General features: G+C 63.1%; 15 protein-coding genes. 3 read left to right on the top strand and 12 right to left on the bottom strand.

Going from position 1 to position 15,552, the window contains the following annotated elements:
- Positions 1-68: 68 nt before the first annotated feature.
- The 9 genes from NKH12_RS26890 to NKH12_RS26930 all read right to left on the bottom strand — a co-directional run bounded on the left by NKH12_RS26890 (position 69) and on the right by NKH12_RS26930 (position 10,640).
- Positions 69-2,249, bottom strand: coding sequence for a hypothetical protein (locus NKH12_RS26890; protein ID WP_352955915.1), 2,181 nt, complete (start codon positions 2,247-2,249; stop codon positions 69-71).
- Positions 2,250-2,516: 267 nt separating this feature from the next.
- Positions 2,517-3,035: a hypothetical protein gene (locus NKH12_RS26895; protein WP_352955917.1), complete on the bottom strand. Its 519-nt coding sequence runs from the start codon at positions 3,033-3,035 to the stop codon at positions 2,517-2,519.
- Between the two features lie 2 nt (positions 3,036-3,037).
- On the bottom strand, positions 3,038-3,694 hold the full coding sequence (locus NKH12_RS26900; RefSeq protein ID WP_352955918.1) for a hypothetical protein: 657 nt from the start codon (positions 3,692-3,694) through the stop codon (positions 3,038-3,040).
- Between the two features lie 230 nt (positions 3,695-3,924).
- Complete coding sequence (locus tag NKH12_RS26905; RefSeq protein ID WP_352955920.1) at positions 3,925-6,372, bottom strand: phage tail protein; 2,448 nt, start codon at positions 6,370-6,372, stop codon at positions 3,925-3,927.
- Positions 6,372-6,971, bottom strand: a complete 600-nt coding sequence (locus NKH12_RS26910; protein WP_352955921.1) for a phage connector family protein — start codon at positions 6,969-6,971, stop codon at positions 6,372-6,374. The genes NKH12_RS26905 and NKH12_RS26910 overlap by 1 nt, the downstream gene beginning before the upstream one ends.
- A 295-nt stretch (positions 6,972-7,266) precedes the next feature.
- On the bottom strand, positions 7,267-7,518 hold the full coding sequence (locus tag NKH12_RS26915) for a hypothetical protein (protein WP_352955922.1): 252 nt from the start codon (positions 7,516-7,518) through the stop codon (positions 7,267-7,269).
- 355 nt (positions 7,519-7,873) lie between these two features.
- Complete coding sequence (locus NKH12_RS26920; protein ID WP_352955923.1) at positions 7,874-8,863, bottom strand: Coat protein; 990 nt, start codon at positions 8,861-8,863, stop codon at positions 7,874-7,876.
- A gap of 84 nt (positions 8,864-8,947) precedes the next feature.
- On the bottom strand, positions 8,948-9,856 hold the full coding sequence (locus NKH12_RS26925; protein WP_352955924.1) for a hypothetical protein: 909 nt from the start codon (positions 9,854-9,856) through the stop codon (positions 8,948-8,950).
- Between the two features lie 211 nt (positions 9,857-10,067).
- Positions 10,068-10,640 (bottom strand): hypothetical protein, encoded by a 573-nt coding sequence (locus NKH12_RS26930; RefSeq protein ID WP_352955926.1) that lies wholly within the window; start codon positions 10,638-10,640, stop codon positions 10,068-10,070.
- Between the two features lie 309 nt (positions 10,641-10,949).
- On the opposite strand from NKH12_RS26930, the gene NKH12_RS26935 reads away from it, so the two are divergent.
- Both NKH12_RS26935 and NKH12_RS26940 read left to right on the top strand, forming a co-directional pair.
- Complete coding sequence (locus tag NKH12_RS26935; RefSeq protein WP_352955927.1) at positions 10,950-11,264, top strand: YMGG-like glycine zipper-containing protein; 315 nt, start codon at positions 10,950-10,952, stop codon at positions 11,262-11,264.
- 75 nt (positions 11,265-11,339) lie between these two features.
- A complete protein-coding gene (locus tag NKH12_RS26940) occupies positions 11,340-11,807 on the top strand; it encodes an energy transducer TonB (protein WP_352955928.1) in 468 nt (155 codons plus the stop codon).
- A 27-nt stretch (positions 11,808-11,834) separates the two neighbouring features.
- Here NKH12_RS26940 and NKH12_RS26945 read toward each other — a convergent pair whose 3' ends face one another.
- Positions 11,835-12,155: a Bbp19 family protein gene (locus NKH12_RS26945; protein WP_352955930.1), complete on the bottom strand. Its 321-nt coding sequence runs from the start codon at positions 12,153-12,155 to the stop codon at positions 11,835-11,837.
- Positions 12,152-13,912, bottom strand: a complete 1,761-nt coding sequence (locus NKH12_RS26950) for a portal protein (protein WP_352955931.1) — start codon at positions 13,910-13,912, stop codon at positions 12,152-12,154. The genes NKH12_RS26945 and NKH12_RS26950 overlap by 4 nt, the downstream gene beginning before the upstream one ends.
- A 107-nt stretch (positions 13,913-14,019) precedes the next feature.
- Between NKH12_RS26950 and NKH12_RS26955 the strand changes: the two genes are divergently transcribed.
- Positions 14,020-14,637, top strand: a complete 618-nt coding sequence (locus tag NKH12_RS26955) for a methyltransferase domain-containing protein (protein ID WP_352955933.1) — start codon at positions 14,020-14,022, stop codon at positions 14,635-14,637.
- Between the two features lie 386 nt (positions 14,638-15,023).
- On the opposite strand, the gene NKH12_RS26960 is transcribed toward NKH12_RS26955, so the two are convergent.
- A complete protein-coding gene (locus NKH12_RS26960; RefSeq protein ID WP_352955934.1) occupies positions 15,024-15,548 on the bottom strand; it encodes a hypothetical protein in 525 nt (174 codons plus the stop codon).
- Between the last annotated feature and the right edge of the window lie 4 nt (positions 15,549-15,552).

Consider the following 15,552-nt stretch of genomic DNA (forward strand, 5'->3'; position numbering starts at 1 on the left):
CGGTCCAAGGCATCGTGATCTCCGTCGAATCTCAGCAATCCGACAGAATCACAACCTGCTGAAATCACTCACTCCTTTTTGGATCGGACACTAAGGACCCCACCGTTCATCCTTCTATTCTGTTCGGCAATGTTCGCCTTCTGCGATCTCGTAAAATCCTTGCCAAGTCCAACGGTCGGTGGGTCCTTTAGATTTGAATAGGGCCTCTTTATTACCCCTTCTGCCGAGGGGGTTGATAAAATTTCTTCTGCCTTCCCGACAGAGATCGGCAGGGCGATATCATCCAGGGCGATATTGGGTTTAGCAATGGAGGAACGCCCGGTGAGCGTTGCCACCACCTGGCTGCCAATTGCGCTGAGTCCCTCGGCAAGGAGATTGCCGCCAGCGCCCCAAAGCGCGCCGTTGGCCATCCCCCGCGAAACGCTCTCGCCTATATTGAAGGCGTGTGCCCCGCCATAAGCGCCACCCGCCACGCCCCCTATGCCGGTTCGGGCAGCGAGGCCGGTCAAGCCGCTCTCCGCCGCGCCGATCCCTGCCCGGCCCAGCAAACCGATTGCGCCCTTTACCAGGCCATATCCGGTCGAGCCGGCGCCGAGGGCCTCCGCTGCCCAAGCGGCCGAACCTGCCCGGTCCTCGGCGTCCTCGGTCTCGGCGTGCTCATTTTTGAGAAGGTCCTCGTAGGTCCCGCCGAACAAAGCTGAGTCCAGCTTGGCGGAGATCGCATCTGCACCTCCAGCGGCCGCACCCTTAGCCGTGAGGCGACCGACATCCGAGACCGCCAAGCCGAATTGATGTAGCCACGGCATGGTGCTGTACTGAGCCTGCGCCGGATGTTCCCCGATCCACGCCATTCCATTCTTGAGCGCCGCAACCTGGGCTTCCAACAACTCTGGCGTGATGTTCGGATTTTGGGCTGCCTTGGCTCGCCATTGAGTTTCCGCCGCCAAGGAAATCTGTTCGGCCATCGCCTTGCGTGCGTCCGGGTCACGAACCGCCAGGACAATCGAACTCAACCCGGCAAGACGCTTTTCGAACGGCGCGCTTTGGTCGATGTATTTCGCGGGCTGTTGGTCAGCTGCGGCCCAGGGCAGCGGCAGCATCCTGTCGAAGCCCATCTCTTGCTGGGCAGTGACGGCCCAGGTTACGGCAGTCTTGTAGTCGTCCGGAGTTGAGACCTTGCTCCAGTCGGGAGCCCTGTCTGGGAATAGTTGGCTGATATAGCCGACGGGGTCGGCGCGCCTGGCACCCAGTACCAATTGCGCGGCGCCGGCCTTTATCTCGTATTGCTCGCGCTCTTCTGGCGAACCGTTTGGGCCGGGTTCAAAATCCCGAAGCTCAACATGTATTGCTTGGTTCGGCGCGGAGCGCATGTCGAAGACCGCACCGGCAACGCCAGCTGTAATGTTGAATGTCTGGAAATGCCTGATGCCCTCTTCGGCACCGTAAATGTTGACGAAATCCTGCTCGGCCGGCTTCTTCTCGGGATATTTGCCCGTGGTGGCGAGGACGGCCGGGGCATTCTGCTCTGCGAGTTGCACCTTGGCGCGGGCATCGACCAGTTGTGCAGCATTCGCCGTGTTGGCCAGATTGCGTAGCGTTTCAACGTCGCCGGGCGCCAGGTAGGTGATGGCGTCGATTTGCATGGTGGATGTTTTGCTATCCTGCGGTGTCGAAGTGTTTGCACCGAAAGCCTGCTCGACCCCCTCATCCGGCGTCGGCTTGCTGTCGCGATCGCCTTTCGCGGCTGCTTCCTTACCTTGCGAAGCGGCGCCCAATTGCATGCGCACGGTTTCACCCATGCCGTCCGTCGCGACCTGCCTCGCACCCAGCATCTCGGCGGCGCGCTTCGGGTCCTGGGCGATCATCGCCTGGATGAGCGCCTTGGCCGTGTTGCTGCGCCAGGCAGCCTCGGCCGCTTGCCTAGCGAGCGGATTGCCTATCTTGGCGATCAGGTCGTGCCCGCTCTGCCTGATCGCCTCGAACGTGCCGGTGTCGTTCGGGTCGCTCTGCGCGATCGAGCCGGTGTAGATGTTCTCAACCTTGGTCCACTCGGCCTGCTCGTACTGGTCGCGCCGCGCCTGCTGCTGAGCCGCCATGCGCGTCGAACCGGTCGCGCGCAGCGCTTCCCTCTGCTTGACGAAGTTGGCGCGCTGGCTCTCGGGTATTTTTGGCACGATGCCGTCGAACAGCGTGTCGAACAGGCCTGATTTGATCACCTGGCCGGTGCGCGGATCGACCTGGCCATACATTGTGTCGTGCAGGCCGCTGCCGTCGGCCGGAGCGTTCTGGATCGCGTCATTCTCGGCCTGAGCGATCTGCCCGTTCAGCTCGCGGCCGATGACCTCCGCGTCGAACGCGTCCTGCTGCTCTTTCTGCTGCCGGAAGCGCTCGGCGACAGCCGAGAGCTCGTCGCCAAAGCCTTGCATGGCGGCGCCGACCGGCGAGCCGCCGGGATAGGAAACTGCGTTGCCGGTATCGAGCCGGCGTTGGGCAAGCTGGAGAGGTATGGTCGCCATCTAGTTGTTCCCTGCCCACGGGGCCCTGAGGGCCGGACTGCCGAAGATGACGGCGCGAGCTGGCGTCGTGCTGGCTGCCGTCGTCTTGGTCGGATCGGAGATCTTGGAGAGGCCGTCGACCAAGGCGCCGCCAGCCCTAAAGATCGAGGCGGCCACCGCCTGCCTGCCGGAAAAGCGTGAGATGGCGGCCTGCGTGGTCAGATTGTTCTGGCGCAGCTGCGAGCCGTACTGGATCGCCTTGATGTCGAGCTGGCCCTGCCTTGCATTGGCGGCCAGCACTTCGGTCGGTGAGCCCGACATGCCGACGCCCGAGGCGCCGGCCTGGGCGCGCGCCTGCGACAGCAAGAGGTCCTGCTTGTGGCGTTCCTGGCCCTGCTCGAAGGCCGCGGCTTGCGCGTCGGCCCGCGCCTGCTGCTCATAGGCCTTGGCATGATAGTCGGCCATCTGCTTCGACTGCTGGCCCTCGACCAGCGCGCCGCCGACCGAAAGAGCCGTGCCGATAAGGGCAAGTGTGCACATGGTTAGCCACGGCCTCGGGCACGAAGCGAAAATCTGCCTGTGATGCCTCCAACCGGCGCGCCGAGCGCCGGGCGCGGGTCGAGCGCGCCGCCGGGGCTGAGGAGGGACAGAAGCATCTTGTCGGCCTGGATCGCTGCCGCGCTGAGACGAGCGGGGGCTGCCGCTCGCCGCCCAGCTATGGCGGCGCGCCGGATGGCGGTCAGGTTGATCTTGAGGTCGGCAACGCCGGCGGCGTCGAACTGGCTGTTGGCGGTGGCGACGGCGCGGCGCAAGGCATCGGCGTCGAACAATTGCTGGCGCAGCTGTTCGATCAGCCATTGGGCCATGCGCCAGCGCTCGTCGAGGGAAGCGGCGTTTGCCCTGATCCCGTCGGCAAGTGCTGCGATGTCGACGCAGGCTTCACTTTGCGCGGCGGCGCGGCGCTTGTTCGCCGTCTCACGGCTTTTCTCCAGCAGCGCGACGACCGCGTTGGCCTCGGCGAGCGCGGTGCGCGTCGCTGCCAGATCGCCATCGCCGAACATCGCACGACCCTTGGCTTTTTCCAGCTCGTGCTTACGGGCGATTGCATTGTTGAGGTCGGTGTCGAGCAAGGCGATGACGGCAGCAAAATCGGCAGCCGTCCGCGCCCTGCCGAGATCTTCGGCATGGGAGATTGTCATTGCGATGGATTCCTCTGATGCGGGTGAGGTGGAGGAGCAGGCGAACGGGGAGCCGATATCTCCCCTTGAGGGGAGATGCCAAGTGGTGGCAAAGAGGGCAGGCTGGAGGGGGTTGTCTCGCGTGAAGCGCCGGCATCTGACCGCGATAGGAAGCTGCGTCAGGACGTGCCGACCCCCTCTGTCGCCTTCGGCGACATCTCCCCCTCAAGGGGGGAGATCAGAAGTTTCAACTAAGGCTCGGCATCGAACACCGGCGTGAACGCCCGGATGGTGCAGGGTGTCGGCTTGGTGTGGCGGATCTTCACTCTGCCCTGGCCTTCCCAGCTGTCGTCGATCGGCACCTCGACATTGCCGGTGAACAGATTGGCCATGCCATCCTGCGAGACGATCGAGGGGATACGGACCGGCTCCCACCGGCCGCGCATCAACGACGTGATCTCCAACCCGGTCGTATCAGTTTCCAACAGGGAAAGAATGACCGCCGCCACCTTCTTTCGACGCCCGACGAGCGACCCCTCCTTGCCGCCGACGTCAAGCTCCAGCGTATCGGCGCCCGCCTCATAGGGTAGCCCGACCTGCCATTTGGCCGCCGTTGCCCCGCCGGGCAAGGAAACCGCTCCAGCCGCCACGACAAGCCCCTTGTAGACCTTGCCATCCGCCAGAGCGTCGACGCTCTCGCCTTCGAGATGACCTAGGCCAGTGACCGTCCCCACGGCCGCGCCGGTGTAGGTCAGGCCGCAATCGACTTCGAACGCGTCGGCGATCTCGCCGTATTCGAACGGAGTGGCTTTGATTTCGATAGTGCGCTTGGTGACTCCGCCGATGGTGCGCTTGACGAACAGCCAGAGATCATCATTGCCGTCCTGCCCCGGCGTGACCACGGCGCTTTCAATGATGCCCCAGTCCGAACTGGAGAACGAGCCGGCGATGCGATGCCGGTGCATGCCGCGGACTTCCTGCGAAGGCTGGTGCGTGTAACCGCCAAGTTCTCCGTTATCCAGCGGGAACCACAGCAGCGGATCGGGATCGGTCTGGAACGCCAGTTCAACGACACCCTTCTTCGGGATGTGCTCGGAAATCTGTCCGACATCGTCCGACGTGAAGCGGCCGGTGGCGCTCTGGGTAAGTTCTGCGATCGATTTGCGGGAGCGCGTCACGTAAAGGAACGACTGCCCGGCATCCACCGGACGGACCTTGGCGCAGCCAAACGTGCGGGACCGACGGTTCTTGAAGGACGAAGGGGTCAGTGCTTCGTCGAGGCCCGAACCCGACAGCGCGCGGACCCCGCCAAGCGTTCCGATCAGCAGAGCCCCATCGGAATCGGCGATCCACGTAATATCATTGGCCTGCCCGCCGCCGGCCTGGATAAATTCAAGAGCATCGTCGTCCTTTTCCCCGAGCGCGAAATTGTCGAAGTCGCCGGTCGCCGAGGTATAGACCGAGAACTTCCGGCTGAAGGCCAGGCGTTCCTCGTAGAGGGAACCGCTCTGGACATACTTGCCGGGAACGAAAGTGCCGAGACGCCAGCGGGCGATCGGGCTGAGATTGGGAAGCGCATGCCCATACAGCCTGACTTTGACCACAGTCGCGCTGGTGCGGCTCGTGATGCGCGCCCAGCGCCAGATGGCATCCGAGCCGAGCAGCCGAATGGCGCGGCCAACATCGCTGGTCTGGAAACCGGTGCCGTCATTGATGCCGACGATCGAGGACGCCGTGAGATCGAATGGCGTCTGTGTATCGCCATCCTCATGCCATCCCATTTCCGCGATCGTAAGATTGGTGTCGTCCTCCGAACCGGTGATGTTCAGCCGATAGGACTGATAGGCCGTCTCATTCTGAAATTCGAAGAAGCGCACCTCGCTACGCGACCAACCCGTCTCTGCTGTCCGGCTGTCAAGCGAGATCCAGTTCGTGCCGTCGAAGCCCTGGAAATCCCATGCGATGGGTGCCTTTGTACCGCCAGTGGAGTTTGCCCGAAGCCAGTAGCCGTCACAAACCTTGGTCGCTGTACCGGCGAAGTCATAGGACAAAAAGCCGATGGTCGTGCCGAACGAAAGGTTTGACCCATTGTTCCGGTCAAACACCTTGTAGGCGTCGGCGGAGCCGCTGCTGTCGGCAGCAGTGCCGCTTGGAGCGGTATTGTTGGTCATAAGAGGATGGACGGCGCCGGTCTCGGCAGGCGCCATCGTGGTCGCGGTTGTGTTGATGTCGTCATAGGGGCCGTCGAGAAAGACGAACTCGGCCAGCGTCCATGTGGTGTGCGCCGTGCGGGTGAGAACCTGCGGCGGGTAATCCTCGTGGGTGATCCACATCTGGTCGGCGGATTGGACGAATTGCAGGTCGAACAGATCGGCTTCGAGATAGGGTGTCGCCACTTCCACCGTGCCGACCCGCGCGCCATAGGCATAGACGCGGATGTAGAGATCGCCGAATTCAAGCATGTAAGCCTGATCTGCCGAGAAGATGAACGGGATGCCGCGCGTCTTCTTCGACGAATCCTTGACCTCGCCGACGAAATACGACCCGCCGCGTTTGCGGATGCCGCCATGCGGCATGGTGACGAAGTTCTCGCATTTGGAAAGCGCTGCCCGATAGAGATCGAGCGACGCGCGGGCGTGTAGCCGCGGACTGATCTCGCCACGAACGAATGCGTCCTGGACTGGATAGAGCGTCGTCATCAGCGCACAAACCTGATATCGCCGCGCTGGATCGCCCAGGACGACGTTGAAAACCTGCCGCCACGCTGGATGGCGTTGGACTGGAACGCCGCGTCGAGCGCCCGGTCATAGGTACCGCGGGCGATATCGATCATGCCTGCCTTGTGGGTCAGCGGATGCGCGATCTTGATGGCGAGCGCTGCAACCAGCACTTCCGTGAACAGCGCGTCCCAGTCGTTCGGATCGGTGAGGTTGGCGACGTAGCGGATGAGGCGCGGCCCCGACTGGTCGCAATAGATCAGCCCGGCCTCCTGGCGCCACGCGATCGGCACGCCATCCGGCTCGCCATTGTGGGTCAGCGGCAAAGGCCGCAGGCAGTCCACCGGCAATTCATAGGCAAAGTTCAGCGTGCCCGCGCCACTGCCGGTATCGGACCCGGCGACGGCGGCCGCCAGGATTGCGAACACCCAGGCGTGTTTCGTCAGCTCAGCCTCGCGGGTCAGGTCGAAATGCAGATTGAGCAGGCGGGCCGGTTTCACATCCTGGTCGAGGCTGTCGATCGGCGCCTCGTCGAGGACGCCAAGCGCCATGTTGGCGATGTCGAGCGGGGTGATGGCCATGATTTTAGGCTCCGTCTGAGTGGATCGGAAAAAGCCGGGCATGGCCACGGCAAAAAGCCGCTTCGTAGCGGCTGAGGATTTGGTGATTTTTGCTTGAGCAAAACGTTCGCACGTCTCATGCGTGGAACCCGTCACACAGGTGCCAACCGCCACCCGTCACGAAGCGTGTGGCGTGCGCGGCATACCCGTCCTTTGTGCCCGTTCGAGCGAGGAAAAGACGATAATTGTAGCTATTGCAGTTTTACGATATCGCCGCGCAACGCGGCGATGAGTTGTGGCCTGAATTCCTGCGGCATCAGCCGAAGCGTGCACTCTTCGAGATCTGCCGCCCTGTTTCGGCCGACTTGGCAACGGCGCTTGCTTGCGGCCTTCCGGCACCTCTCGCCATCGCCAAACCCCGGTCCAGGGCTTCCTGAAGACTTGTCGTGTAGTAGGCGGTGTTTTCCAGACCGCTGAAGAAGTTTATGCGGTGAAGTTCGCCCTTTTTGCTTATGACGATGCCCGCTTTTCGGAGCACTTCCTGAATTGCCTTGTATGTCATATTCATGGTCACCTCCCTTGCCAAGACAAAGCAGCATCGCCCATGTCTGTAACCATTTGGTGACGGCGATTGATTAAAGTGCAACATGAATATGTTGCGAACCCCAAGACTTGTTTCACTCTGGTGCAGCCCAGTGGGGAATTTGGGATTCGCCACATTGACGACCTGGCGTCCAGAAAGGGCGGGAGTTCTTCACCCCGCCCCTTCCGGTCCGCTAAGAGACTGTTTCGAAATTCGCTCTGGCGAGTCATATGGTGGTGGTTTCGAGAACCGGCGCGCAGCGGACATTTGGGTCCGTGAGCACCGGAAGCGCAGAAAACGCCATCAGATGGCCGCCAGAGTAGAGTTTCCAAACGGTCTCTCAGGCTTCGGTCGTCTTCAGCGCAATGAACGTCATGTTCTTGACGCTCGACGCCGTGCGGTCCCAGTTCGCCGCCAGCGCCAGCTCGGCATCGGTGGCGAATTCGCCGGCCGAGGAGGCGTCGAGGAAGCGGGTGCCGGGCACATGCGGGACGAAGTGCCGGCGCCCGACCATTTCGGTGACGCCGCCGCCATGGCCCTGGCGCGGTTTGCGGTCGAACTCCAGCGGCCCGCCTTCGGTATTGACCGGCAGCTCGTTCCACAGGATTGCCTTGTCCTTGAACATGAACGCCGTGTAGACGCCCGCCGCGACAGGGATATCGTCGTCGACGACGGCCCGCAGCCCCATGTAATAGGGGATCAGCGGCCCGCCCTGCTCGGACGGCGGCACATAATCGATGAGGTCGGCGAGCTTCAGCGCCTTCATCTGCTTGGAGTGCATCCAGATCGTCTTGAACTTGTCGGCGCGGTCGCCCATCAAATAGGCGGCCTCGATGATGTCGGTGTCGACGATGGAGGCGCCGGTGACGCGGACTAGGTCGCCGGCATCATTGGCGAGGTTGTCGGCGACGACGCCCTTCAGGATGCCGAGCAAGGTCAGCTTGTTGGCGCGCTGCCAATAGTCGGTCTGGCGGCGCACGATCAGCTTCTGCGGGTCGTCGCCGGCCAGGATCGAGGTCAGGTCCGGAATGCCCCACGCCTGGGCTCGAACATTGCGGGCGGCGACCTCGCGGCGCGCGCCGATCTTCTTCATCTCGATCGAGTCGGCCGGATCGTCATTGACCGGCTCGGAGGGGTCGTTGCCGAGATCCTTCCAGCCGGGCATGTCGACGGAACGCCCGCCCATCGAGAGCTTCGAGGCGATGGACGGGTCGGAAAACAGGATCCCGGCCTGGTAGATCTCGAGCGACTGGACGTGCTCCTCGAACGAGTATTGTGCATAGACGGACGGAACGATCGCGTCCGCGATGCGGGTATAGGCGTCTGCCATTTTGGTCTTCCTTCAGGTTGCGCGGTAGCAGACCATGATCCCGAAAAGTGGAAACCGGTTTTCGCTGGAGATCATGGTCCAGTTTCAAAGAGGATTGTTGGGAATCCACAGGTCGGGGTTTTCGCCGGCCTCGCGTGCCAGCCGCCGGGCGCGGGCGGGGTCGCTTTTGACGACGGCCGAGATGTCGGTCAGGTTGCGTTCGCCGGCGGCGTTGCGCTTGAACGGATTGCCTCCGCTCAAAGCACCACCACCTTCGATCGTGTCTTCCCTGAACATCGCCTCGCCGATGGCTTGGAACGCCTTGGCGATCTGCGGATCGGTCAAGGCGCCGTCAGGCAGAAGGATGCCCTTCGCCTTATAGGCATCGACCAGGCCGAGCTTCTTCATCGCCCGGTTGGCGACCTCCAGTTTCTGGCGAAAGCCGTCGCTGTCGGTCGGTCCCCAATCCCTGACCAAATCGTCGTGAGTGGCCTCGACCGAACGGGCAAGGGCGATCTGCTGCACCTTTGCCTGTTCGGCCATGTAGCCGACGAAGCGGTCGTGATAGGCCTGCGCCACTTTCGGGGTAGCGCCTGCCTCGACCGCCCAGGCCTTGGACGCGTTGGCGAGCTCGTCCGAATAGGCGAAGTCTTCGGGAAGCCCCTCGGGGCGTCTGTATTCGACCTTGTCGGACGATGTCAGCGGGCGCATCGCCTCAGGCAGCCGGGCATGGAACCTGTCCCACTCTTCCCCAGGTGCGTCCGCTGCGGGAACGCGCAGGATCTCGTCCTGCTGCCGCTCCAGCTCGGCATAGGATGTGAAAACCCGATCGAGGCTTTCAGGCTTGGTCCAGCCCTTGGTTTCAGCAAGCTTGCGGTTGCCTTCGGAAAGACCGTCAAACCAGCTTTCTGCAGCCGGCGGGGCGGACCCGTTGTCCCCGTTGGCCGGTGGCCGTGCAAGGTTGCCCGCCGGTGGCGAAGCCACCACGGACTCGGCGTCTGCCAGATCTGTCATGAAAAGATTCCTTTTGTGACGTTAAAGGCCGATGATAGGAGCCGGCGGCGGAGCCAGTATCTCCCCCCTCGAGGGGGAGATGGCCGGCAGGCCAGAGAGGGTACCAACGCGTGGAGCGCCAACGTCCATCTGTCGCTGAGGTCGCGCCCAGTCGCACCGACCCCCTCTGTCGCCTTTGGCGACGTCTCCCCCTCAAGGGGGGAGATTAACGCTACACATTATCGCCCCAGTTCTCCCACAGCAGCGTGATCGTGCCGGTGATGGCGAGCATGCCGTCGGCGTCGATATCGGTGCCGGTGGCGAGGGCAAGGTTGAGATAGAGGTCGGCCGGCGTCACAGTGCCATCGAGCGTCAAAGCCGCCGCCACATCGGCGGTCGAAGCGGTCGACAGTGCAGCACCGGCACCGTCCAGCGTACGTCCGGTCGAAGCCAGCACATTGACCATGGTGCCGGCGAGCGCAGCGCTTGACGCCGCCGCCGAGCCGAGCGACCAGGTCAGTGCCGCATTGTCGTTGATGGTCGAGGCGCGGGTGGTCAGCACGGCGAATTGCAGCCTTGCGGTGCCGCCCTTGATGCGCACCTTGCCGCCGAGGAAATCGAAGAGCTTATGGCTGGTATAGGCAAGCGCATCGGTGACCGGCACCTGCATGGCGTTGAGCGAAAAGACGGTGCGGTAGGAACCGCCCTGCCCGCTCGTCCTGGCGGCAAGCCCGGCCTTGGGCGCGGCAAGGCCGGCCTCACTGGCCGCGGCACGGGAAAGCGTTCGGGGGAGACCTCGGGTCATGGCATTCTCCATTCTTGGGGGATTTGAGGGGTCGGCCAGACCCGCCGCGGGCGGAATCGCTGCGGCCGGAGCCTGATTCATTTTGATAGAGCCTGGCTCTATCGTCTTGTTTGGCCCTGATCTTTATGATCTTTTTGTCTAACCATGAGCTTTCCGAGCCGGAAGGCCTCGGCCGTCAAGACGAAAGAAACCATGTCTTATTTCGTGAGGCATGGTGCCCCTGTTCCGCCGCAATGCGACCGCACTTGGCAAATACTTGGCAAAACCAGCCAGTGTATTAGTTCATAGGCTTCAACGGAGTATCAGACGATGACCATGCACAAAGCCATTGCCGCCCTGCTTGTGACTGCCGCGCTGGCAGGATGTGCACAGACCGAAGGGCAGCAAAGAGCCACGACGGGGGCCTTGGTCGGCGGCGCGGGCGGAGCTCTCGTCGGTCAGGCCCTGGGCCGCGACACCAAGAGCACGGTTATCGGTGCAGCCAGCGGCGCCCTGCTGGGGGCGGTCGTGGGCAGCGCGACAACGCCGCAGCGGCGCGGCGAACAGCTTTGCCGCTATCAGGATCGCTACGGCCGCATCTACACGGCGCCTTGCGACGACCGCTACTACAGCGGCAACTATTGAGCGATAGCCCCCTTCTCCCCGTCCTACGGGGAGAAGGTCCCGGCAGGGGGATGAGGGGCAGCGCAGAATTCTGAGATGCTGGCGCCTCCCCTCACCTGCCTGCCGGCATCTCCTCCCCGTGAACGGGGCGAGGGACGCAGTTTCAGCGTCGGCGCGGTCTACCCGATGGTTTCGATCCTTACCCTGAGCGCGGTTACACGCTATCGTCTGCTATCCAAGGGGGCGAGGATGCGATTTTTGATGACTTCGCTGCTGGTTGTTTGTTCGGTTTCCGCACACGCCAGACAGACTGTCAGTGTTGAGCGGATCGGCGATTGCCTGGTCTTGCCGGTGGCCGCTGTCGACAATCACGTCAAGGCCATTTTCGAGGTGACATTGGACAATGCCGGCAAGGTCAAGTCGGTTACCGTTGTATCCTATGATCCACATTCAGAGGCGGCGGCGGAAGCGGTCCAGCAACTTTCGAAATCGGTCCAGGAGTGTTGGCTGCCAGGCATCAAAACCAGTCCGATGCGGATCACCGTAGATTTGAGCAAGACTTAGCCATAAGGCAGGTTCATCACCCCCTACCTACCCCTCCGCCCGGGCCGCCTTCTCCAGCGCCGCCAGCTGCGCCTCGTCCAGTGTCAGCAACCCCATGATATGCTGCACCACTTCGGCGCGCGCGTTGCTCAGCGCGCTGTGCAGTTCGAAGCCGTTCGGCGTTTTGGTCTTGGCCAGCCACTCGCCATAGGACGGGCGGCGGTAATAGCCGGTCGTGGCAGCGAGGTCGGCCAGGACCATCTCACCATCCTCGCCTGAGAACACGCGCAGATACGCTTTGGTTAGCGCATCGCGCGCCTTGGCCGGACCGCCGGCCTGCCCGGAATGGGCGAAACGTTTGCGGCTCATGCGCCGGCACTCGGCACAGCCGGACCGCTCGGCATGTCAGGCCCGGCCTGCCCGCCCTGCAGCATGCCTTGCAGCCCATCGAGCAACCCGCTGTCGCGCGCCTGCACAGCGGCGGGCACAGCATCCTTGGCCACTTTGCCGGCAGTGGCGATCGCCGCCACACCAGCCTGTGCCTGCGCAGCCTTGGCTCTGGCATCGCGGATGCCCGCGACCTCGTCGTGGCGGCGAAAAATGCGCTGCGGGCTGCGACCGGCGCTCTGCACGATCTTGAGCGCCTCGTCGCCGTCGATATTGTCCATCACGCCGGGGTCGAACTGCGCCATCTGCATGGCCGTGGTGACGACCTGGATGGTGTCGCGCGCCTCGGCCGAGCGGCGCAGCACGTCGAGCGGGCCGGTGAAGGTCGGCCGCACCGCCTTGCCGGCGAGGCTGGCCGGCGGCAGGAACCGGCTGTCTTCCTCATACAATCCTTTGTCCTCGAGGATACCGAGCTCGCGGTCGAGATTCGAGGCAAAACCGGCCTGGATGATCGAGCCCGACGGCCCGAGCAGCGCGCATTTCTCCTCTTGCCGGATCAAGGCTTCGGTCGCCGTCATCTGCGGGTTCTGCACCAGCGTCTGGAACAGGTTGACGAACATCATGTCGCGGATCTCCTCGGCCCGGCTTTCCGCGTAGTTGAACGCATAGGTCGGGTTCTGCCCCGTAGCGATCGGCGCAATCAGCGGCCGTCCATTGTCGTCGATCAGGCCGGGATAGTTCTCGCCGGGATTGAGCACCGGCACATAGTCGAGCCGTGCCTTGGAGGCGGTCGCCGGATCGGTGATCTGCTGCAGCGCCCTGAGACCCGAGCGGCGCACGGCGTTTTCCTCCCGCACCGTCGTCAGCGCCTCGATGGTTGGCGAGATGCCATAGGGGTCGCCCTCGTAGCGTCGCCAGTTGAACGTCGAAACCGGGAAGGAGCGGAAACCGCTCTCCCTGACGATGACCTCCTCGTCCTCGATGACGTGGTAGGAGGCGAAGGCCGTGTCGAGATACTGGTAGGATCCGCCCAACCGGTACATCTTGCGCTCGTCGCGCGGCTGGATGCACTGGATCAGCGAAATCTTCGTCTGGCATTTGGCGGGATCATCGACCAGCATTTTGATCCGCACCGGCAGTTTCTCATAGCCGAGCAGCTGCGCCGCCTGCCGCGCCGTGCGCTCGTAGCGGCGGTGGAAAATGTCGACCTGACCCCAGCGGTTGCGGCAGAGATAGCCCTCGACCACCGGGATCGAGGCATAGCGGATCAGCGTGCCGCCAAAGCCCTCCTCGGCATAGAGATAGGCGGGGCCGTAGCGCACGACGTTGCGCAGGCAGGCCTGTGTCGCCGGCACGAAATTCGAATTGGCAGAATAGCGCAGCGAGAACAGGAAATCGCGAAGCGCTTCCGCCCATTCCTTCTCCTCGTCGCTCTCCTCGTCATTCATGGCGGCGGTCGACAGCCCGTGCCATTTTTCCGACTGCGGGATGATCAGGCTTTCCAGCCCCGCGGCCAGCCGGTTGGCGGCCGAGTTGATGGTGTTGGCGTAGACACGGGCGCCGCGCCGCTCCTGCCGCTCGGCCTGCGAGTCTGCGCCCCGGCGCCCACTCCAGACATCGGGCGCATCGGGGTCGCAGAATTCCGACACCGCCTCCCAGACAGCCTCATACTGGCTGCGCTCGCTCTCCAGTTCCGCCTGTCGCGACAGGATATCGTGGGCACGGGAATCGCTCGTCATGGCAATCTTTCTTCGGTGGTCTCAGCTTATTTTAGGGCGGTCGAATTTTGTCCGCTTTTGCGATGTTCAAGGGAGGCGCGGCGGGGACTTAAGGAGGTCGAGTGACAATGACGGAAAGCCTACCCGGCGCCCTGACGAGGCGAAGCAAGCAGGTTGCAAAGCGGCTGATCGGCTACGACTCCCGCAACTGGCTGCGCATCAGGCAGATCGAGGCATTCACGGCGTTTCTTGAGGCGGACGGCCGCAAATCATCTGACGTGATCGAGGTTTCGCCCGGCTGGAACCGCTACTGGAAGACGACGTGCTCCAACTACACCTCGGTCGATTTCCCCGATTTCGACATCTGCAAGGACCGCACCGACCGGCAATATTCCGTCGTCATCGCCGACCAGGTGCTGGAGCATGTGCAGCGGCCGCTTGCCGCGGCACAGAATATCCATGCCATGACCCGACCGGGCGGCTGGGCGATGGTGGCGACGCCGTTCCTGTTCAGGGTGCATGCCAGGCCGCACGACTACAACCGCTGGACCCCCGCCGGCCTGAAGCAGGTGATGGTCGAGGGCGGCTTCCCGGAATCCGAGATAGAAGTGTTCGGCTGGGGCAACAAAGCCTGCGCAAAAGCCCATATCGGCGGCCCAGTGCGCGCCTACGGCCTATGGCGCGACCTCAGCAACGACGAGGAATACCCGCTGATGGTGTGGGCGTTTGCACGGAAGCCGGGATGAGCAAGGGCAGCTTCATCGCCGGTGCTTGAACACCCCCCCTCTGTCCTGCCGGACATCTCCCCCTCAAGGGGGGAGATTGGCAGTTTCTATCTCTCGCAAACCTTTCAGCGATGGTAATTGGCGAAAGCAGAGATGACAGCCGATCTCCCCCCTTGAGGGGGAGATGTCCGGCAGGACAGAGGGGGGTCTACTTGGCGCTACCCTTGTCGCCTCTTCACCAGCCGCGCCAGCCGCCAGTACCACCAGGACCAGCCGCCCCGGCTCCTGAACACTCGTTTCATCGCGCCCATAATCACACCCCCAGCAGCACGCGGCGCTGGCCGGTGAGGTCGCTGGGCGACAGATCGGTCTTGACCGTGCCGGCGGTGCCCTGGCGCTGTTCGAGCTCAGCCCGAAGCGCTGCTTCGCGCGCCTGCACGTCCTTGTCGGCAATGGTCGGTGTCGGTGGCAGCGGCTTCAGCGCCGGCGGCTTTTGAAAAAGGCACATGGTTCCAGCTTTCTCTTGTCCAGTCGTAGAGCAAAAAATCTTCGCCGTTGCGGCCATAGCCCGGCAGCAGGCAGCGTTCAGTCGCGCCGAGCCGGCCAAGCCAGCGCAGCGCCAAGTCATTGTCGGCCAGCGCTCGCGCCTCGACCCGCCAGGCGCCCCGCGCGGCAACTTGGCGAGCGAGCACCTCGTGAAAGAAGCGCGTGATCCCAGGCACGCAGCGCCTCATGCGGCGCGTGCCCCAGCTCCAGGCGATCCACGAACCACTGCGCTGCTCGGCGGCGCCAAACCCGGCTTCCGGATTGCCGTCGAGCTCGGCGACATAGGCAAACCCCTGCGTAAGCGATGTCCCGACGGCACCTTTCGGTGATCGGCGTGAAGGACGATGTTCGGAGCCTTTGAGGGCTTCGACACATGACGATTTCAGAGCT

This window comes from Mesorhizobium sp. M1322 (genome assembly GCF_040318085.1).
Taxonomy (GTDB): Bacteria; Pseudomonadota; Alphaproteobacteria; order Rhizobiales; family Rhizobiaceae; genus Mesorhizobium.